Source organism: Peteryoungia rhizophila, from assembly GCF_004912145.1.
Lineage (GTDB): Bacteria > Pseudomonadota > Alphaproteobacteria > Rhizobiales > Rhizobiaceae > Allorhizobium > Allorhizobium rhizophilum.
The window spans coordinates 410780-428637 of the sequence record NZ_STGT01000003.1 but is presented as its reverse complement, the minus strand read 5'-3'; the positions used below and the strand labels follow the sequence as shown (position 1 = coordinate 428637).

The following is a 17858-nucleotide window of genomic DNA, read 5'->3' as shown; positions in this document are numbered from 1 at the left end:
GGTGTGTCATTCGTGTGCCATTGATTGTGTGGCATTAGTGCGGCATAGTTGTCAATCATTATGTGTGGCAAGGGTGTGGCATGGCTAGAGAAGACCTTCATTTCCGGTTGCGGATCCCGGAAGAGTTGAAGAACAAGGTCGAAGAGGCCTCGGCTCAGAACGGGCGCAGTATGACTGCCGAGATGGTCGACCGGCTCGAATTGAGCTTCAACGAGGGCAGTCGCCAGGACTATTCCCGGCGCGTTGATCTACTGCTCGACAATGAGGCCCGCCTTCGCGATGCCGTCACACGCGCTGTCGCGGCGCTGGATCAAGGCGACGTGGGCAAGGCTCGGGAGCTGCTGCTTGTCGGCGCCTACTTCGAACGGCGGCCGCAGGAATGAGCATCAGCAAGCGCGAGTGGAAAACGCCGAAGGGCGAAACGAAGTCAACATGGGTCGTCCGCTACACCGATGCGGCGGGAAAGCGACGGCTTAAAACCTTCCGGCTGAAGAAGGACGCCGACGCCTTCGCGGCAACGGCCTCGGTCGAGATCAAGCAAGGAACCCACGTTGCCGACCGCGAGACGGTCACAGTCGAAGCGGCGGGTAAATTGTGGATCGCCTCGACGCGCTCCGCCGGTCTGGAGCGATCGTCGATCGAAGACTATGAACGGACGTTGCGTCTGCACATCGTTCCATTCCTCGGCAATCTTCGCCTGAACGCGCTGACAACGGTTCGGCTCCGGGCCTATGAGGACGAATTGAGAGAAGCCGGGCGCTCGGCCTCGATGATCAAGCGCGTGATGACATCGCTCGGCACGATGCTCGCCGACGCTCAAGAGCGCGGGCTTGTGGTCCGCAACGCCGCGCGGGAAATGCAGTCGCGGCGCGGCAGCAAGGCGGATCGCCAGCAGAAGCGCCAAAAGGGCAAGCTGAAAGTCGGGATCGACATTCCCACAAGCGAAGAGGTGAGGGCGCTGATCTCCGCTACCGATGGTCGGTGGCGCCCGCTGATCCTCACGGCGACCTTTGCCGGGCTCCGGGCGAGCGAGCTTCGCGGTCTGCGCTGGCAGGACATCGATTTTGACCGGCGCGAAGTCCGGGTGCATCAGCGCGCCGACAGGTTCAACGACATCGGCAATCCCAAGTCGGTATCGAGCGAACGGACGGTGCCGGTGCCGCCGATCGTGATCAATGCGCTCAGAGAATGGAAACTGGCCTGCCCACGCCGCGACAGCGGCAAGGTGGATCCAGGTGGAAAGCCGGTGATGGTCCTCGATCTGGTTTTCCCAACGGCGACGGGCAAGGTCGATAACCTGAACAATATGCTGAAGCGCGGCCTGCATCCGCTTTGGGTCAAAGCCGGCGTGACGGTGGAGAGCGGAGAGGCCGACGAGAAAGGCCGGCCGGTGCTGGTCTCGAAGTATTCGGGCCTTCACTGCCTCCGGCATTGGGCCGCGTCCTTCATGATCAACCGTCGCGAAGATGGCGGCTTGGGGCTCACTCCCAAAATCGTTCAGGAACGCCTAGGCCATTCCACCATCGCCCTCACCATGGATCTCTATTCTCACCTGTTCCCGAGGGACGACGACGGCGCAGAACTGGCGAACGCGGCGGAAATTGTCCTGGGTGGCGCGACATGAGTGCGACAAGGATATCCAGAGCCTATGTATCGAAGGGCATGATCCATGATTTGTAATCAGGGGGTCGCGGGTTCGAACCCTGCCGGGGGCACCACTTCTCTTCACATGTAACTATTTTGCCATTGTCCTTTCGGGCAGTTGTTTGGCATGGTCTGCCGACAGCCGAGGGAGACCCGATGCGCGTACCGATTTTGGCCGGCCTTGCACTGGCCGCGACTGCCGTTCTGATCCTTCCCGAGACTAGCCGGGCCGCCGACATCAAATATGCCTGTGACGATGGCACGGCCCTGACCGTCACTTTCAGCGAACAGGCGGCGGACGTCACGCTTCCCGACGGCGTGAAGCTCTCCCTCCCGCAACAGCCGGCCGCCAGCGGTTTCTGGTATTCCAACGGTCGTTACGAGCTGCGCGGCAAGGGCGAGGAACTGCAATTCGCAATCGGCCGCATGGCGCCGGTCACCTGTCGCAATGCCGGCGAGGTCACCGGCCAGTTCGACCGGGCGACACGCGCCGAGGTTGAGCTTGCCGAGAAAGACACCGGCTTGGACCGAAAGGGAAAGCTCACCTGCCTGCGTTATCCCAACTTCGCCCTAAAGGAACTCGACCTCGGCGAAAAAGGCGCGGCCGGTCTCTACATCGCCTCGTCCGAGGGGCCATGCCAGCTCAACCCCACGCTCGACCGCAAAATAGAGGACGCAAGCGCCGGTTACATCTGGGGTGCCGTCGGTCCTTACGCCTTCTTCAGAGGCGCGGACGGTTGGAACGGTGGTTTGCCCTTCGTCGTCTATGATGCCCGCACCGGCATGCGCCTCATGGACGATGTTGTGGCCGGCGAGTTTTCCGCCCTGGCCCTGGTCGGCGAGGAACTGACCCTGCGCTACCGCCGAACTTTTGTGGCGCCATGCTCGCTGGTCGCAGCACCCGAAAGCTGCGCGGCCTCGATCCGCGATGCGCTCGGCCTCGCCGCTGATCGCCCGATGCCCGATTGTCGGGCGGCCTACCAACCCGCCATCGATGCCGATCCGAATGCCGCGAAGGACATCGAAGCCTGGCCGAGCGTCATCGATTATCCGGTCGAGCGCAAGCTTTCGGCAAACGGCACGTCCTTCATTGCCGTTGAGGGTGATCTCACCTGCCGCCCGACGATGTGAGGGTCATGGCCTGCCGGCGGGTGTCGATTCGACAAAAGTCAAAAAGGAGAGCTTACTGAGATCGTGCAACTGCCATGGGGGATAGTCTCATGATCTTCGGTATGTCGCCTTTCACACTCTTTCATGTGGTCCTCAGCCTGATCGGCATCGCCGCCGGTTTCGTCGCCCTCGGCGGCTGGCTCGGTGGGCATCTGCGTTCCGGCTGGACCGCAGTTTTCCTCGTCACCACGATTGCCACGACACTGACGGGGTTTCTGTTCCCCTTCAGCGTCTTCACGCCCGCCATCGGCTTCGGGATCATCTCGACCGTGGTGCTGGCCGTCGCCGTGTTTGCGCTTTACCGAAAGCATCTCGTCGGGCGCTGGCGATTGGCCTTCCTGCTCACGGCCCTGGCCGCGCTTTATCTCAATACCTTCGTCCTGATCGTCCAGGCCTTCCAGAAGGTCGGGCCGCTCAACGTTCTGGCGCCGACGGGAACGGAACCGCCGTTCGCCGTCGCGCAAGGTCTGCTGTTGCTCGGCTTCATCGCCGCAGGCTACCGGCTGACCCGCCGGGCGACGCCCATGGCGATCTGATCGCGGGAACGCGGAGGCTCAGTCCGCCGCGTCGAGCCGCACGGCTTCCTGAATGTCGCGCAAGAGATCGGGAAGCGCGCTCTGGACCCGGTTCCAGCTCGGCATGAAGGGCGTCGCATTCGGCTTGTCTAGATAGACCTGGCCTGCTTCGATCAGGTTGGCGGCGAAGAGTTCGACCGCCTGCTCCTCGCGGTGCCGGTCGGTGGTCAGCCCGTTCATCCGCGCGTCGTGGTAGTAGGTTTCGACGAGGTCGAGGGCTGTCCGGTAGTAGGTGGCCTTCAGCGTCCGGAAGGCGTCCTGGCTGAACACCACGCCGTCGGTCGCGAGCTTGCGGTAGAGCGCCTTGGTGATGTCGATCGACATGCGTGACAGACCCTTGGCCGCGTCCTCCGGGGACAGCGGCTGGTGCTTGTGATCATAGGCGTCGGCGATATCGACCTGGCAGATCGTCTGAACTGAATAATTGCGCCACAGCTCCGACAAGACGCCGATCTCCAGCCCCCAGTCTGAGGGAATGCGGATGTCGGAGAGGATCTGCGTCTGCATGGCGAATTCGCCGGCGAGTGGATAGCGGAAGGCCTTGAGGTAGTCGATATAGGGATGATGCCCGACGACCTTTTCGAGGCTGAGTAGCAGCGGGGTCACCAGCAGCCGCGTCACGCGGCCATTCAGCGACCGATCGGCGATGCGCGGGTAGTAGCCCTTGGAAAAGACGTAAGGGAAACGCGGATTGGCAACCGGATAGACGAGCCTCGTCAGCATGTCGCGCGAATAGGTGACGATATCGCAGTCATGCAGGGCGACCACGCCCGCCTGTCGGCCGGCGAGCACATAGCCCATGCAGAACCAGACGTTTCTCCCTTTGCCCGGCTGGTCGGGCGACAGATTCTCGGCCTTCAGCTTCTCGTCGATGGCCCTCAGCCGAGGCCCGTCGTGCCACAGGATGGTGTGCTTCTGCGGCAGGCGCGAGAAATAGTCTTTCGCGAGGCGGAATTGCTTTTCGTCGGCCTGGTCGAGCCCGATGACGATCTCCGAAATATAAGGGACCTGGGAGAGTTCGGAGACGATGTGCTCGAGGGCAGGCGCTTCCAGTTCGGAATAGAGCGACGGCAGGATCAGCGTGATCGGGCGTGAGGCGGAAAAGACCGAGAGCTCCTTCTCCATTCGTTCCTGCGAGCGTTCCCTGAGATTGTGCAGGGTCGCGACAACGCCGTTCTGATGAAAATCCGCCATGTCAAAATCCTTTCGTGATGGAGCCGGTTGCGGCCGGCTCAGAGAAACCCCGTGGCAACGAGTTGGTGGATCATGATGTTCCAGCCCTCAGGGCCGGCCTGTTTCGAGCGCAGGATAGCCCCCTGTCTTTCCCGCTCCGTGCCGGGCAGGGGCGTATGCGCAGGATTGGCTATGATGATGCCGCAATCGGCGGCTTCCAGCATGGCGAGGTCGTTGGGCGCATCGCCGAGCGCGACGGTGCGGACAGGCTCTCCCGCGCTCCGCTGATAATGCGCGACCACCTCGGCCATGCGTTCGGCCTTGGAGGTCTTCGGCATCAACGTAAAGAAGCGTCCGCCCTGGACGGCGGTGAAGCCACGCGGATCGAGCAAGTCGAGAAACACCTGTTTCTGCACGTCGGTCCCGGTGAAGAGACCGGGCTCTGAAAACCGCCGCTGGCGTGCAAGCGCGGCGGAAGAATGGGGGAGGCCCGTCTGCCTGGAGACCTCTTCCACGTCCCAGTCGCCAAAGCCTGCGAAACAGGCGGCGAGCTCCTTAGGTAATTCCCTAAGAAGTGCCCGCAGGCGATTGTAAGAACTCGAAGAAACCCCCTCGGCCACGAGCGCTTGCGAAGGGAGCCCGACGATGCCGGCCCCGTTTTCGACGATCATCGGATGAGAAATCCCGATCGCCTCGGCGATCGGACGCATCTCGGCTTCCGTCTTGCTGCTAGCGAGGATCACCGGAATACCGCGCTCCTTCAAGAGGTCGAGCGCCGGCCGTGCCGCCTCGAAGGAATAGCTGTCATGGTCGAGCAGCGTTCCGTCGAGATCAGTGAAGACGAGCCTCATCAGCCCTTGGTCGCCAGATGCTGGCGCGAGGCGTAGAGGGCGATGGCGGCGGCATTTGAGACGTTGAGCGACTTGATCGCACCCGGCATGTCGAGGCGGGCGAGAGCCGACACCGTCTCGCGCGTCTTTTGCCTGAGCCCCTTGCCCTCGGCGCCGAGCACCAGCGCGATCCGGTCTCCGCTGAGTGTACCTTCCATCGGTGCCGGCCCATCCGAATCGAGGCCGACCGAGAAGAAGCCGAGCTTGTGCAATTCGCTGAGCGCATCAGCGAGGTTGGTCACCTGGATATAGGGGATGAGTTCCAGCGCGCCGGAAGCCGATTTCGCCATCACGCCCGACTCCGTCGGGCTGTGCCGCTGCGTGGTGATAACGGCGCCGGCATCAAAAGCGACGGCCGAGCGCATGATCGCCCCGACATTATGCGGATCGGTGACCTGGTCGAGCACCAGGATCAGCGGGCTGTCCTTCAGCGCTTCGAGCCTGCGCGGGGGAAGTGGCCGGGTCTCCAGCATGACGCCCTGGTGGATCGCTTCGGGGCCCAGGATCTTGTCGAGGTCCTGCGGGGTCACCGTTTCAAAGGGAATGCCGAGGTTTTCCACAGATGCGATTTCGAGCCTGACCAGCGCATTTTGCGTCGCCGAAAGCTTGATCAGCTTGCGTTCGGAATTGTCGAGTGCGGCACGCACGGTATGCAGTCCGTAGAGCAGGACCTGCTCTGGCGCGAGCTTCGGCGGCGTCCAGCCGGCATTGCTCTTGCGCGGCTTCTGCGCCTCCGGCGTCGGGATTTCGCCCCTTTCACGCCTGGCATCGCGCACCTGTCGGCGCAGCGTCGCATAATGGGTGTCACGGGCGGTTTTGTCTATTTTCGGATCTTTGGCCATGCGCCCTTATAGCGTCGGGCAGGGGGGCGGCATAGACCCGGCTGGAAAATCACATATGTGTCTTGCCCATGAAACTTTTCGGAATTTTTCGTCAATGGGCGTGTTGACATGAGCCGGTTGGGCCGTCATATACCCGCCGCAGATCAGGGGGCGACGCACTCTGGTCTGGACTACAAAGCTTGGTCGCCAGATCCGGACGAAAGAATGGAGAGATGCCCGAGTGGTTAAAGGGGACGGACTGTAAATCCGTTGGCTCAGCCTACGTTGGTTCAAATCCAACTCTCTCCACCATTCGTCCTCGGATCTGAATATGCGGGTATAGCTCAATGGTAGAGCAGCAGCCTTCCAAGCTGAATACACGGGTTCGATTCCCGTTACCCGCTCCAAACATCTTCCTATCTTAAGTCGCAGATTTAGTACGATTTTCATGCCGTGCCTTCCGCAACGACAGGGCCTTTGTCCTGGCTGCGATTTCGGCTGTGAAAACCGAGCCTTCCGGGCGCCGGAAGGCGGATTATTTAACGCTTGCGCATTGCGCATGAAAGCCTTAAACGGCGGGACCAAACCGGTTCGCCGGGGCAACCCCGTTTCGTTCACAGGAAGCATTCAAATGGCAAAGAGTAAGTTTGAGCGCAACAAGCCGCACGTCAACATCGGCACGATCGGCCACGTCGACCACGGCAAGACGTCTCTGACGGCAGCGATCACCAAGTACTTCGGTGAATTCAAGGCCTACGATCAGATCGACGCCGCTCCGGAAGAAAAGGCCCGTGGCATCACCATCTCGACGGCACACGTCGAGTATGAGACGGCCAACCGTCACTACGCCCACGTTGACTGCCCCGGCCACGCCGACTACGTCAAGAACATGATCACGGGTGCTGCGCAGATGGACGGCGCGATCCTGGTTTGCTCGGCTGCCGACGGCCCGATGCCGCAGACCCGCGAGCACATCCTGCTCGCCCGTCAGGTTGGCGTTCCCGCGATCGTCGTGTTCCTGAACAAGGTCGACCAGGTCGACGACGCAGAACTTCTGGAACTCGTCGAACTCGAAGTTCGCGAACTCCTGTCGTCCTACGACTTCCCCGGCGACGACATCCCGTTCGTCAAGGGTTCGGCTCTGGCCGCCCTCAACGACAGCGACAAGAAGATCGGCGAGGACGCCGTTCGCGAGCTGATGGCTGCCGTTGACGCCTACATCCCGACGCCTGAGCGTCCGATCGACCAGCCCTTCCTGATGCCGATCGAAGACGTGTTCTCGATCTCTGGTCGTGGTACGGTTGTGACCGGCCGCGTCGAGCGTGGTATCGTCAAGGTTGGCGAAGAAGTCGAATTCGTCGGCATCCGCGACACCAAGAAGACGACGGTTACCGGCGTTGAAATGTTCCGCAAGCTGCTCGATCAGGGCCAGGCTGGCGACAACATCGGTGCGCTCGTTCGTGGTATCCAGCGCGACGACGTGGAGCGTGGCCAGGTTCTCTGCAAGCCGGGTTCGGTCAAGCCGCACAAGAAGTTCATGGCAGAAGCCTACATCCTGACGAAGGAAGAAGGCGGCCGTCATACGCCGTTCTTCACCAACTATCGTCCGCAGTTCTACTTCCGCACGACGGACGTGACCGGTATCGTGTCGCTTCCGGAAGGCACGGAAATGGTTATGCCGGGCGACAACGTCACGGTTCAGGTTGAGCTGATCGTTCCGATCGCGATGGAAGAAAAGCTGCGCTTCGCGATCCGCGAAGGCGGCCGCACCGTCGGCGCCGGCATCGTCGCCTCGATCATCGAGTAATCGTCTCCCGAAAGGGTAGATGAGAGGGCCTCGCTGGAAACAGCGAGGCCTTTTGCGTTTGGGGATCAAGATGCAAGACAGCGCGGCGCAAATCCAGGCAGCTGAAACCTGGATAGTGGTCGTTCGATCCCACTCACTATCTTTCGTGCTTCAGAAGTGGCGTTCAACGCTACCCACTGTTCCTAATGATGATGGCGCCACCGAGGGCGCGGGTCTGATGTGGCCGATCTCGTCTGACGGGTGAGGGGAGCTCACGCCCGCTCGAGAAATTGCTCTTCGGCCAGCCGCAGGAGATCGGTCACGAGATAGCCGTTGATCGTCATGCCGGTGAGGTCGCATTCGGCGATCGAGGTGTCGGCGAGGCTCGCAAAGCGGATCGTGCTGCCGTTCAGGTCGACATGGGTGACGCTGGCGGCATGCATGACGACATTCTCCATCACCGCGGCATTCATCGCCACATTGCGCACCACCATCTGGTCGGCATTGGCGTCGGTGATCAGGCAGCGCCCGAGGTCGACATTGCTGAACACGGCCTCTTTCAGCGAGACGTCGGTGAAGCGGGACTCTGTCAGGTCGCTATCGTCGAATTCCGAGCCGGGCAGGGCGGCATTGCTGATACGGATCATGTCTGTCCTCCGCGGGAGCCTTGGGGAGTATCAGGCAAAGCAAGGAAAGTGGCAAGCGGCAGGAAAATGCCCCTGTCAGTGGTTTTCCTGTCGGGAAATCCCTGACGGGCCGGCCGCATGGCTCCCATGCGCGGGTAGTTCTTCTGCTTCCCGCGCAGGCGAGTTACGTTTGCAACCATCCTGATTCGCCAGGCGTGGCGAGAACTGCGCCGCTAGCACCGGACCCGCAGCCGATGGCTCAGAAATCACATGCTGCCGCATTGCGCCTATCCCTGCTGATCTCGCTCGCGCTCCATCCGGCCTTAGGCGGAGCGCAGGAGGGGCCCCTTGTTTGGAGCGCCACCGGCTCGGCGACCGACATGGCGATTCGCACGGGCCTCGCGCTCGACATGCCCGGCCGCCCGCGGTTCGGCGCCGAATCGACCCTGCGCGTGTCGACGCGGACCGATCCCGGCACCGTTCGCCCGCCGCTTCGGCTATGGGGTGAGGTGACTGTTCGCGAAAGCGATGTCGCGCCCACTTCACTCGGCCTTGCGCTCGACCCGGCCGCTGGCGCCGCACGGGCAGCACTCCGCCAATCACGCGCCGTCATGGATCACGGCCCAGCGGCGCTCTCCCTCAACCGTGCATTGGAGGCCGGCCGCCGTGCCGACGGAGATGCCGCCTTCGTCGCGAGGCAGGAAGTTCGCCTGGCCTTCACCGACATCGATGCCGCCGTAACCGGTGGGATCGTGATGGACAACAGAGCGCCGTTCCGGGCTGAGCTCGGGCTGGAGAAGCGTCTGCCCTTGGGTGTCAGCCTCAAGGCGATCCTGTCCGATCTCGCCCACGAGCCGGCTGCCCGTATCAATGCGCGCTTCGAGCGGCAGTGGTGAGCGATGCCATTGACGGCTTTGGGGAAAAGCAGAAAAAAGACACTTGCCAATCCGGCGCGCCCGCCTTAAAGGGTGCTCCATGCATCGGACGGGAGCGTTTCTGCCGATGTAAGGCTTAGGGGTATAGCTCAGTTGGTAGAGCGGCGGTCTCCAAAACCGCAGGTCGTCGGTTCAAGCCCGGCTGCCCCTGCCAAGTCGCCCGGCGCGCCTTAGGGCTGCGACGAGCAAAAAGATCTGGCAAAGCCGAAAGAGTGCTGGAGAAGATTCCTCTTGTGAAAAGGGGAATCGCTCTCTATGTAGGGTTCAAACAGACACGCGGTGCGTGGGGCTGACGAAGGTCGGCTTTACGCGCCGTAAATGCGTGGGCAATAAATGGCATCCAAGGGTAATCCATTCGCGTTTCTGCAGCAGGTACGCTCTGAGACGAACAAGGTAACGTGGCCATCGCGCCGCGAGACCGTGATTTCGACGCTCATGGTCCTGGCGATGGTGTTTTTCGCTGCGCTGTTTTTCTTCGGCGCTGACCAGCTCATCAGCTGGTTGCTCAGCCTCGTGCTGAGCGTCGGCAATTAATCGGGCGGAGACGAACATGGCGGCACGTTGGTATATCGTCCACGCGTATTCGAATTTCGAAAAGAAGGTCGCGGAAGACATCGAGCACAAGGCCCGTCAGAAGGGTCTTGAGCATCTCTTCGAACGGATCCTCGTTCCGACCGAAAAGGTCGTCGAGGTCCGTCGCGGCCGCAAGGTGGACAGCGAACGCAAGTTCTTCCCCGGCTATGTGCTGGTGCGGGCGAACCTGACAGACGAAGCCTACCACCTGATCAAGAATACCCCGAAGGTTACGGGTTTCCTCGGTTCCGACAACAAGCCGGTTCCGATCCCTGATTTCGAGGCTGAGCGCATCCTGGGCCAGGTCCAGGAAGGCGTCGAGCGTCCGAAGTCCTCCGTATCCTTCGAGATCGGCGAACAGGTTCGCGTCTCCGACGGTCCCTTCGCCTCCTTCAACGGCATCGTCCAGGATGTGGACGAGGAGCGCACGCGCCTCAAGGTCGAAGTTTCGATCTTCGGTCGCGCGACGCCTGTCGAGCTCGAATACAGTCAGGTCGAAAAGGTCTGATTGCACGAGGGGAGGCAACTCCCCGACCCGCGTGGGAGGATGGCGGTCGCTAAGCCGGACCGTCCAGACGTACCACGCAACCGCAGCCGCCAGCCAAGCGCTGGCATACTGGATCGGGCAACCGGTCTGAAATGAAAGGCAGAGAGTAATGGCTAAGAAAATTGCAGGCCAGCTCAAGCTCCAGGTCAAGGCAGGATCGGCAAACCCGTCCCCGCCGATCGGCCCGGCTCTTGGTCAGCGCGGCATCAACATCATGGAATTCTGCAAGGCGTTCAATGCCGCCACGCAGGAAATGGAAAAGGGTATGCCGATCCCGGTCGTCATCACCTATTACCAGGACAAGTCCTTCACCTTCGCAATGAAGCAGCCGCCGGTCACCTACTGGCTGAAGAAGGAAGCAAAGATCACCTCCGGCTCGAAGACGCCGGGCAAGGGTGCGAAGGTCGGTACGATCACCAAGGCGCAGGTCCGCGCAATTGCCGAAGGCAAGATGAAGGATCTGAACGCAGCCGACCTCGATGGCGCAATGCTGATGGTTGAGGGCTCTGCCCGCTCCATGGGCCTGGAAGTGGTGGCTTGATCATGGCTAAGGTTGCAAAGCGTATCCAGAAGAGCCGCGAAGGCATCGATCCTACCAAGCTGATTGCCCTTTCGGATGCAATCGCTCTGGTCAAGGAGCGCGCCACCGCGAAGTTCGACGAAACCGTTGAAATCGCCATGAATCTCGGCGTCGATCCGCGTCACGCAGACCAGATGGTCCGCGGCGTGGTCAACCTGCCGAACGGCACCGGCCGTGACGTTCGCGTTGCTGTCTTCGCACGTGGCGCCAAGGCTGACGAAGCCAAGGCTGCTGGTGCAGACATCGTTGGCGCGGAAGACCTGCTGGAAATCGTCCAGGGCGGCAAGATCGATTTCGATCGCTGCATCGCCACCCCGGACATGATGCCGCTCGTCGGTCGCCTCGGTAAGGTTCTCGGCCCGCGTGGCATGATGCCGAACCCGAAGGTCGGTACGGTCACCATGGACGTCGCCGGAGCTGTCAAGGCATCCAAGGGCGGCGCTGTCGAGTTCCGCGTCGAGAAGGCTGGTATCATCCATGCCGGCATCGGCAAGGCTTCCTTCGACGCCAAGGCGCTCGAAGAAAACATCAAGGCCTTCGCTGACGCCGTCATCAAGGCTAAGCCGGCTGGCGCCAAGGGCAACTACCTGAAGCGCGTTGCTCTCTCCTCGACCATGGGTCCGGGCGTGCGCATCGAGCCGTCGACGGTCACCGTCGCATAAGATTCGACCGGAGCCTCGCGCTCCGGTCCAACCCATTTTCGGCCTTTCGGGGCCGGAAATGCCTGGCGTCAAACCCAGGCACTCCTGTCCGAGATTGTGGGCGGCTGAAAGGCCTTAATATCTGCCTGCATGAGACGGGTGAGATCCGGTATTTAAACGTCTGATGACGTCTTGAAGTTCGGTTCGAGCCTTATTCGCCTTTTGGTTGGAAACACTTCCGACCGGAGGGGACAGGATCCTCAAGCGTCGCTTGGGATCTCGAAATGGATCCCCTGAGGCAAAGGCAAACCCGGTGGGGCCTGCAGGATTGCGGTCCCATCAACTGGAGACAGACAGTGGAAAGAGCGGAAAAACGCGAATTCGTCACAGAACTGAACGAAGTCTTCAAGGCTTCCGGTTCGGTTGTTGTGGCCCACTATGCTGGTGTCACGGTTGCGCAGATGAACGATTTTCGTTCGAAGATGCGCGCTGCTGGCGGCACCGTCAAAGTCGCGAAGAACCGCCTGGCCAAGATCGCTCTTCAGGGCACGGAAGCCGAAGGGATCACCGATCTCTTCAAGGGCCAGACGCTGATTGCATTCAGCACTGATCCGATTGTGGCTCCGAAGGTCGTCATGGATTTCGCCAAGACCAACGACAAGATCGTTGTTTTGGGCGGCGCCATGGGAACAACCACCTTGTCCGCAGATGCAGTCAAGTCGCTTGCGACCCTGCCTTCGCTGGACGAACTGCGTGCAAAGCTGCTGGGTATGATTCAGACCCCGGCAACCCGCATCGCAGGCGTTGTGGCAGCACCGGCAGCTCAGCTTGCTCGCGTGTTTGCGGCCTATGCAAAGAAGGACGAAGCCGCGTAAGGCGGTTTTTCGCTGTTCATACCCTAACCCGTTCGTTTCGAACCGAACATCTATAAGGAAGTACTATCATGGCTGATCTCGCAAAGATCGTTGACGACCTCTCCTCGCTGACCGTTCTGGAAGCCGCTGAGCTTTCCAAGCTGCTCGAAGAAAAGTGGGGCGTTTCGGCTGCTGCACCGGTAGCTGTTGCTGCTGCTGGCGGCGCTGCTGCTGCTGTTGTTGAAGAAGAAAAGACCGAGTTCGACGTCATCCTCACGGATGCCGGCGCGAACAAGATCAACGTCATCAAGGAAGTCCGCGCCATCACCGGTCTCGGCCTCAAGGAAGCCAAGGACCTCGTCGAAGGCGCTCCGAAGGCTGTCAAGGAAGCCGTTTCCAAGGCTGAAGCCGCTGACCTCAAGAAGAAGCTTGAAGACGCCGGCGCCAAGGTCGACGTTAAGTAATATCGGAATGCGGCGGGAGAAGGTTTCCTTTTCCCGCCGGTTTCCTCCGAACATATTACCCAGGGACCGTATGAAAACGGTCCCTGGGTAATGGGTTCTCAAGAGGATGGTCTCGACCCGCGCGCCCGGCAAACCGGCCGGCCGTCCGGATCTCGAGACGAGATTGAGTGATCCATTGATTGACGGAGCCGCCTGGCCAGCGGTCACCGTCTGTTGCAGGCCCGGGTGCAAACTGACAAGGAGCGACGATGGCTCAGACCCTTACCTTTAACGGTCGCAGGCGCGTACGCAAGTTTTTCGGAAAAATTCCAGAAGTCGCAGAAATGCCGAACCTCATCGAGGTTCAGAAGGCATCTTATGACCAGTTCCTCATGGTCGACGAGCCGCAGGGCGGCCGTCCCGACGAGGGGCTGAATGCCGTTTTCAAATCCGTATTCCCGATCACCGACTTTTCCGGTGCCTCGATGCTGGAATTCGTGTCCTACGAATTCGAACAGCCGAAGTTCGACGTCGACGAATGCCGTCAGCGCGACCTGACCTATGCCGCACCGCTCAAGGTCACGCTGCGCCTGATCGTGTTCGATATTGACGAGGATACGGGCGCACGCTCGATCAAGGACATCAAGGAACAGTCCGTCTACATGGGCGACATGCCGCTCATGACGAACAACGGTACGTTCATCGTCAACGGCACCGAGCGCGTCATCGTCTCGCAGATGCACCGTTCGCCGGGCGTGTTCTTCGACCACGACAAGGGCAAGAGCCACTCGTCGGGCAAGCTTCTGTTTGCCGCCCGCGTCATCCCGTATCGCGGTTCCTGGCTCGACATCGAGTTCGACGCCAAGGACATCGTGCACGCCCGTATCGACCGTCGCCGCAAGATCCCCGTGACTTCGCTGCTGATGGCGCTCGGCATGGACGGCGAAGAAATCCTGTCGACCTTCTACTCGAAGTCTCTCTACGAGCGTGACGGCAAGGGCTGGCGTTTCCCGTTCAACCCTGAAACCCTCAAGGGCGCCAAGGCGATCTCCGACCTTGTCGACGCCGATAGCGGCGAAGTCGTGGTCGAAGGTGGCAAGAAGCTCACCCCGCGCCTGCTGCGTCAGCTGTCCGACAAGGGCCTGAAGTTCCTCAAGGCTTCCGACGAAGATCTGTTCGGCAACTACCTCGCAGAAGACCTGGTCAACATGTCGACCGGTGAAATCTACATGGAAGCCGGCGCTGAGATCGACGAGAAGACGCTCCCGCAGATCCTGGAGTCCGGCTTCGAAGAGATTCCGATTCTCGGCATCGACCACATCAATGTCGGCGCCTACATCCGCAACACGCTGTCGGCCGACAAGAACGAGAACCGTCAGGACGCTCTGTTCGACATCTACCGCGTCATGCGTCCGGGTGAGCCGCCGACCATGGATTCGGCCGAAGCCATGTTCAACTCGCTGTTCTTCGACAGCGAGCGCTACGACCTGTCCGCCGTTGGCCGCGTCAAGATGAACATGCGTCTCGACCTCGACTGCCCGGATACCGTCCGCGTTCTGCGCAAGGACGACATCCTGGCCGTGGTCAAGATGCTGGTCGAACTGCGCGACGGCAAGGGCGAGATCGACGACATCGACAACCTCGGCAACCGTCGCGTTCGCTCCGTCGGCGAACTGATGGAAAACCAGTACCGTCTCGGCCTGCTCCGCATGGAGCGTGCGATCAAGGAACGCATGTCGTCGATCGAAATCGACACCGTCATGCCGCAGGACCTGATCAACGCCAAGCCGGCTGCCGCCGCCGTCCGCGAATTCTTCGGTTCCTCGCAGCTGTCGCAGTTCATGGACCAGGTGAACCCGCTTTCGGAAATCACCCACAAGCGCCGTCTTTCGGCTCTTGGACCGGGTGGTCTGACCCGCGAGCGCGCCGGCTTCGAAGTCCGCGACGTTCACCCGACCCACTACGGCCGTATTTGCCCGATCGAGACGCCGGAAGGCCCGAACATCGGTCTGATCAACTCGCTCGCCACCTTCGCTCGGGTCAACAAGTACGGCTTCATCGAGAGCCCGTACCGCAAGATCATCGACGGTAAGGTGACGATGGACGTCGTCTATCTCTCGGCGATGGAAGAAGCCAAGTACTACGTGGCCCAGGCCAACTCCGAGCTGACGGCCGATGGCCAGTTCGTCGAAGAGTTCGTCGTCTGCCGTCACTCTGGCGAAGTCATGCTGTCCCCGCGCGACACCATCAACCTGATGGACGTCTCGCCGAAGCAGCTGGTTTCGGTCGCGGCCGCTCTCATCCCGTTCCTGGAAAACGACGACGCCAACCGCGCCCTCATGGGCTCGAACATGCAGCGTCAGGCCGTGCCGCTTCTGCGTGCCGAAGCCCCGTTCGTCGGAACCGGCATGGAGCCGATCGTTGCCCGTGACTCCGGTGCTGCCATCGGTGCCCGTCGCGGCGGCGTGGTCGACCAGGTCGATGCGACGCGTATCGTTATCCGCGCCACGGAAGATCTCGATCCGTCGAAGTCGGGCGTCGATATCTACCGCCTGCAGAAGTTCCAGCGTTCGAACCAGAACACTTGCGTCAACCAGCGCCCGTTGGTCACCGTCGGTGACATCCTGAACAAGGGCGACATCATCGCGGACGGTCCGTCGACCGACCTCGGCGATCTGGCCCTCGGCCGCAACGCGCTCGTCGCGTTCATGCCTTGGAACGGCTACAACTATGAGGACTCGATCCTCATGTCGGAGCGCATCGTCTCGGAAGACGTCTTCACCTCGATCCACATCGAGGAATTCGAAGTCATGGCCCGCGACACCAAGCTTGGTCCGGAAGAAATCACGCGTGACATTCCGAACGTTTCGGAAGAAGCGCTGAAGAACCTCGACGAAGCCGGTATCGTCTACATCGGTGCGGAAGTCGCTCCTGGCGACATCCTGGTCGGCAAGATCACCCCGAAGGGCGAAAGCCCGATGACGCCGGAAGAAAAGCTTCTGCGCGCCATCTTCGGTGAAAAGGCCTCCGACGTTCGTGACACCTCGATGCGCATGCCTCCGGGCACGTTCGGGACCGTCGTCGAAGTTCGCGTCTTCAATCGCCACGGCGTTGAGAAGGACGAACGTGCGATGGCGATCGAGCGCGAGGAAATCGAACGCCTCGCCAAGGACCGTGACGACGAGCAGGCGATCCTCGACCGTAACGTCTACGGCCGCTTGATCGACATGTTGCGTGGCCAGGTCTCGATTGCAGGTCCGAAGGGCTTCAAGAAGGGCGTCGAGCTCACCAACGCCATCGTCTCCGAATATCCCCGCTCGCAGTGGTGGATGTTTGCAGTCGAAGACGAAAAGGTGCAGGGCGAACTCGAAGCGCTCCGCGGCCAGTACGACGAATCCAAGTCGCGTCTTGAACAGCGCTTCATGGACAAGGTCGAAAAGGTCCAGCGCGGCGATGAAATGCCCCCGGGCGTCATGAAGATGGTCAAGGTCTTCGTCGCTGTGAAGCGCAAGATCCAGCCGGGCGACAAGATGGCTGGCCGTCACGGCAACAAGGGCGTCGTGTCGCGCATCGTACCGGTCGAGGACATGCCGTTCCTCGAAGACGGCACGCATGTCGACATCGTTCTGAACCCGCTCGGCGTTCCCTCGCGTATGAACGTCGGTCAGATCCTCGAAACCCACCTTGCCTGGGCTTGCGCCGGCATGGGCAAGAAGATCGGCCAGATGCTTGAGGACTATCGCAAGCACCTCGACATCACCGATCTGCGCAAGGAACTGACGGAGATCTACGAGTCCGAAGCCCATGACGAAGTGAAGCACTTCGACGACGACGCCCTCGTCAAGCTCGCCGAAGAAGCCAAGCGCGGCGTTTCCATCGCCACGCCGGTCTTTGACGGTGCGCATGAAAGCGACGTCTCCGCGATGCTCACGCGTGCGGGTCTCAACCCGTCGGGTCAGTCGGTCCTGTACGACGGTCGTACCGGTGAAGCCTTCGACCGTCAGGTCACCGTTGGCTACATGTACATGATCAAGCTGAACCACTTGGTCGACGACAAGATCCACGCCCGTTCGATCGGTCCTTACTCGCTCGTCACCCAGCAGCCGCTCGGTGGTAAGGCGCAGTTCGGCGGTCAGCGCTTCGGGGAAATGGAAGTCTGGGCACTCGAGGCTTACGGCGCCGCCTACACCCTGCAGGAAATGCTGACGGTGAAGTCGGACGACGTGGCCGGCCGTACCAAGGTCTATGAAGCGATCGTCCGTGGTGACGACACCTTCGAGGCCGGTATTCCGGAGAGCTTCAACGTTCTCGTCAAGGAAATGCGCTCTCTGGGCCTATCCGTCGAACTCGAGAACTCGAAGCTCCTGACGGAAGACGGTCAGCTGCCGGACGCCGCCGAATAACGGTTTGACAAAGGCGTGCGAGGCTTCAAGGCCGCGCACGCCATTCCCAGACCGCCCCGAAGGCCAATATCGGGACGGGAAGGGGAGTTTCGCCGCATTTCGCGGTTATTGTCATTTCAGGGTCCGGCGCGGCATCCCGGGAATTCGCTGCCACCGCGACCCAATCGAGGGCTTTTTAGCCCCATCAAGGAGACAGG

General features: G+C 61.0%; 17 protein-coding genes and 3 tRNA genes. 16 read left to right on the top strand and 4 right to left on the bottom strand.

Features of this window, described 5'->3' with window-relative positions; all coding sequences use genetic code 11:
- The first annotated feature begins 80 nt into the window (after nucleotides 1–80).
- The 4 genes from E9677_RS13185 to E9677_RS13170 all read left to right on the top strand — a co-directional run bounded on the left by E9677_RS13185 (nucleotide 81) and on the right by E9677_RS13170 (nucleotide 3350).
- Nucleotides 81–383: an Arc family DNA-binding protein gene (locus tag E9677_RS13185; protein ID WP_136558537.1), complete on the top strand. Its 303-nt coding sequence runs from the start codon at nucleotides 81–83 to the stop codon at nucleotides 381–383.
- Nucleotides 380–1624: a tyrosine-type recombinase/integrase gene (locus E9677_RS13180; RefSeq protein WP_136558536.1), complete on the top strand. Its 1245-nt coding sequence runs from the start codon at nucleotides 380–382 to the stop codon at nucleotides 1622–1624. The genes E9677_RS13185 and E9677_RS13180 overlap by 4 nt, the downstream gene beginning before the upstream one ends.
- Before the next feature lie 176 nt (nucleotides 1625–1800).
- Nucleotides 1801–2775: an MliC family protein gene (locus E9677_RS13175; protein ID WP_136558535.1), complete on the top strand. Its 975-nt coding sequence runs from the start codon at nucleotides 1801–1803 to the stop codon at nucleotides 2773–2775.
- Nucleotides 2776–2864: 89 nt separating this feature from the next.
- The gene (locus tag E9677_RS13170) at nucleotides 2865–3350 is read left to right on the top strand and encodes a hypothetical protein (RefSeq protein ID WP_136558534.1); all 486 of its coding nucleotides are present in this window, start codon (nucleotides 2865–2867) and stop codon (nucleotides 3348–3350) included.
- 18 nt (nucleotides 3351–3368) lie between these two features.
- On the opposite strand, the gene E9677_RS13165 is transcribed toward E9677_RS13170, so the two are convergent.
- From E9677_RS13165 to rlmB, 3 genes are read right to left on the bottom strand one after another with little or no spacing between them, the layout of a single operon-like run.
- A complete protein-coding gene (locus E9677_RS13165; RefSeq protein ID WP_136558533.1) occupies nucleotides 3369–4583 on the bottom strand; it encodes a glycosyltransferase family protein in 1215 nt (404 codons plus the stop codon).
- A 38-nt stretch (nucleotides 4584–4621) separates the two neighbouring features.
- Entirely contained in the window at nucleotides 4622–5413 is a 792-nt protein-coding gene (locus tag E9677_RS13160; protein ID WP_136558532.1) for an HAD-IIB family hydrolase, read from the bottom strand.
- Nucleotides 5413–6294 carry a 23S rRNA (guanosine(2251)-2'-O)-methyltransferase RlmB gene (rlmB, locus tag E9677_RS13155; protein WP_136558531.1) on the bottom strand — a complete coding sequence of 294 codons (882 nt, stop codon included), beginning with the start codon at nucleotides 6292–6294 and terminating at the stop codon, nucleotides 5413–5415. The genes E9677_RS13160 and rlmB overlap by 1 nt, the downstream gene beginning before the upstream one ends.
- A 206-nt stretch (nucleotides 6295–6500) precedes the next feature.
- Between rlmB and E9677_RS13150 the strand changes: the two genes are divergently transcribed.
- The 3 genes from E9677_RS13150 (at nucleotide 6501) to tuf (ending at nucleotide 8080) form a co-directional block, all read left to right on the top strand.
- Nucleotides 6501–6585, top strand: a tRNA-Tyr gene (locus E9677_RS13150).
- Nucleotides 6586–6606: 21 nt separating this feature from the next.
- A tRNA-Gly gene (locus E9677_RS13145) sits at nucleotides 6607–6680 on the top strand.
- Nucleotides 6681–6904: 224 nt separating this feature from the next.
- The gene (gene tuf, locus E9677_RS13140) at nucleotides 6905–8080 is read left to right on the top strand and encodes an elongation factor Tu (RefSeq protein ID WP_136558518.1); all 1176 of its coding nucleotides are present in this window, start codon (nucleotides 6905–6907) and stop codon (nucleotides 8078–8080) included.
- Between the two features lie 251 nt (nucleotides 8081–8331).
- Here tuf and E9677_RS13135 read toward each other — a convergent pair whose 3' ends face one another.
- Nucleotides 8332–8706: a pentapeptide repeat-containing protein gene (locus tag E9677_RS13135; RefSeq protein WP_136558530.1), complete on the bottom strand. Its 375-nt coding sequence runs from the start codon at nucleotides 8704–8706 to the stop codon at nucleotides 8332–8334.
- Between the two features lie 233 nt (nucleotides 8707–8939).
- On the opposite strand from E9677_RS13135, the gene E9677_RS13130 reads away from it, so the two are divergent.
- The 9 genes from E9677_RS13130 to rpoB all read left to right on the top strand — a co-directional run bounded on the left by E9677_RS13130 (nucleotide 8940) and on the right by rpoB (nucleotide 17661).
- Nucleotides 8940–9581, top strand: a complete 642-nt coding sequence (locus tag E9677_RS13130; RefSeq protein ID WP_136558529.1) for a hypothetical protein — start codon at nucleotides 8940–8942, stop codon at nucleotides 9579–9581.
- A gap of 117 nt (nucleotides 9582–9698) precedes the next feature.
- Nucleotides 9699–9774 (top strand) — tRNA-Trp (locus E9677_RS13125).
- 179 nt (nucleotides 9775–9953) lie between these two features.
- Nucleotides 9954–10154 (top strand): preprotein translocase subunit SecE, encoded by a 201-nt coding sequence (gene secE, locus E9677_RS13120; RefSeq protein WP_136558528.1) that lies wholly within the window; start codon nucleotides 9954–9956, stop codon nucleotides 10152–10154.
- A 16-nt stretch (nucleotides 10155–10170) separates the two neighbouring features.
- Nucleotides 10171–10701: a transcription termination/antitermination protein NusG gene (gene nusG / locus E9677_RS13115; protein WP_136558527.1), complete on the top strand. Its 531-nt coding sequence runs from the start codon at nucleotides 10171–10173 to the stop codon at nucleotides 10699–10701.
- Between the two features lie 148 nt (nucleotides 10702–10849).
- Nucleotides 10850–11281, top strand: coding sequence for a 50S ribosomal protein L11 (rplK, locus tag E9677_RS13110; RefSeq protein ID WP_136558526.1), 432 nt, complete (start codon nucleotides 10850–10852; stop codon nucleotides 11279–11281).
- 2 nt (nucleotides 11282–11283) lie between these two features.
- Nucleotides 11284–11982: a 50S ribosomal protein L1 gene (rplA, locus tag E9677_RS13105; protein ID WP_136558525.1), complete on the top strand. Its 699-nt coding sequence runs from the start codon at nucleotides 11284–11286 to the stop codon at nucleotides 11980–11982.
- Nucleotides 11983–12317: 335 nt separating this feature from the next.
- The gene (gene rplJ / locus E9677_RS13100) at nucleotides 12318–12836 is read left to right on the top strand and encodes a 50S ribosomal protein L10 (protein ID WP_136558524.1); all 519 of its coding nucleotides are present in this window, start codon (nucleotides 12318–12320) and stop codon (nucleotides 12834–12836) included.
- Between the two features lie 68 nt (nucleotides 12837–12904).
- Nucleotides 12905–13279: a 50S ribosomal protein L7/L12 gene (gene rplL, locus E9677_RS13095; protein ID WP_136558523.1), complete on the top strand. Its 375-nt coding sequence runs from the start codon at nucleotides 12905–12907 to the stop codon at nucleotides 13277–13279.
- Between the two features lie 248 nt (nucleotides 13280–13527).
- On the top strand, nucleotides 13528–17661 hold the full coding sequence (gene rpoB, locus E9677_RS13090) for a DNA-directed RNA polymerase subunit beta (RefSeq protein ID WP_136558522.1): 4134 nt from the start codon (nucleotides 13528–13530) through the stop codon (nucleotides 17659–17661).
- The last annotated feature ends 197 nt before the right edge of the window (nucleotides 17662–17858 follow it).

Excerpts from the sequence above, each read along its gene's own strand:
- E9677_RS13185 (WP_136558537.1), top strand. The coding sequence starts at position 81 with ATGGCTAGAGAAGACCTTCATTTCCGGTTGCGGATCCCGGAAGAGTTG.
- E9677_RS13180 (WP_136558536.1), top strand. The coding sequence starts at position 380 with ATGAGCATCAGCAAGCGCGAGTGGAAAACGCCGAAGGGCGAAACGAAG.
- E9677_RS13175 (WP_136558535.1), top strand. The coding sequence starts at position 1,801 with ATGCGCGTACCGATTTTGGCCGGCCTTGCACTGGCCGCGACTGCCGTT.
- E9677_RS13170 (WP_136558534.1), top strand. The coding sequence starts at position 2,865 with ATGATCTTCGGTATGTCGCCTTTCACACTCTTTCATGTGGTCCTCAGC.
- E9677_RS13165 (WP_136558533.1), bottom strand. The coding sequence starts at position 4,583 with ATGGCGGATTTTCATCAGAACGGCGTTGTCGCGACCCTGCACAATCTC.
- E9677_RS13160 (WP_136558532.1), bottom strand. The coding sequence starts at position 5,413 with ATGAGGCTCGTCTTCACTGATCTCGACGGAACGCTGCTCGACCATGAC.
- rlmB (WP_136558531.1), bottom strand. The coding sequence starts at position 6,294 with ATGGCCAAAGATCCGAAAATAGACAAAACCGCCCGTGACACCCATTAT.
- tuf (WP_136558518.1), top strand. The coding sequence starts at position 6,905 with ATGGCAAAGAGTAAGTTTGAGCGCAACAAGCCGCACGTCAACATCGGC.
- E9677_RS13135 (WP_136558530.1), bottom strand. The coding sequence starts at position 8,706 with ATGATCCGTATCAGCAATGCCGCCCTGCCCGGCTCGGAATTCGACGAT.
- E9677_RS13130 (WP_136558529.1), top strand. The coding sequence starts at position 8,940 with ATGGCTCAGAAATCACATGCTGCCGCATTGCGCCTATCCCTGCTGATC.
- secE (WP_136558528.1), top strand. The coding sequence starts at position 9,954 with ATGGCATCCAAGGGTAATCCATTCGCGTTTCTGCAGCAGGTACGCTCT.
- nusG (WP_136558527.1), top strand. The coding sequence starts at position 10,171 with ATGGCGGCACGTTGGTATATCGTCCACGCGTATTCGAATTTCGAAAAG.
- rplK (WP_136558526.1), top strand. The coding sequence starts at position 10,850 with ATGGCTAAGAAAATTGCAGGCCAGCTCAAGCTCCAGGTCAAGGCAGGA.
- rplA (WP_136558525.1), top strand. The coding sequence starts at position 11,284 with ATGGCTAAGGTTGCAAAGCGTATCCAGAAGAGCCGCGAAGGCATCGAT.
- rplL (WP_136558523.1), top strand. The coding sequence starts at position 12,905 with ATGGCTGATCTCGCAAAGATCGTTGACGACCTCTCCTCGCTGACCGTT.
- rpoB (WP_136558522.1), top strand. The coding sequence starts at position 13,528 with ATGGCTCAGACCCTTACCTTTAACGGTCGCAGGCGCGTACGCAAGTTT.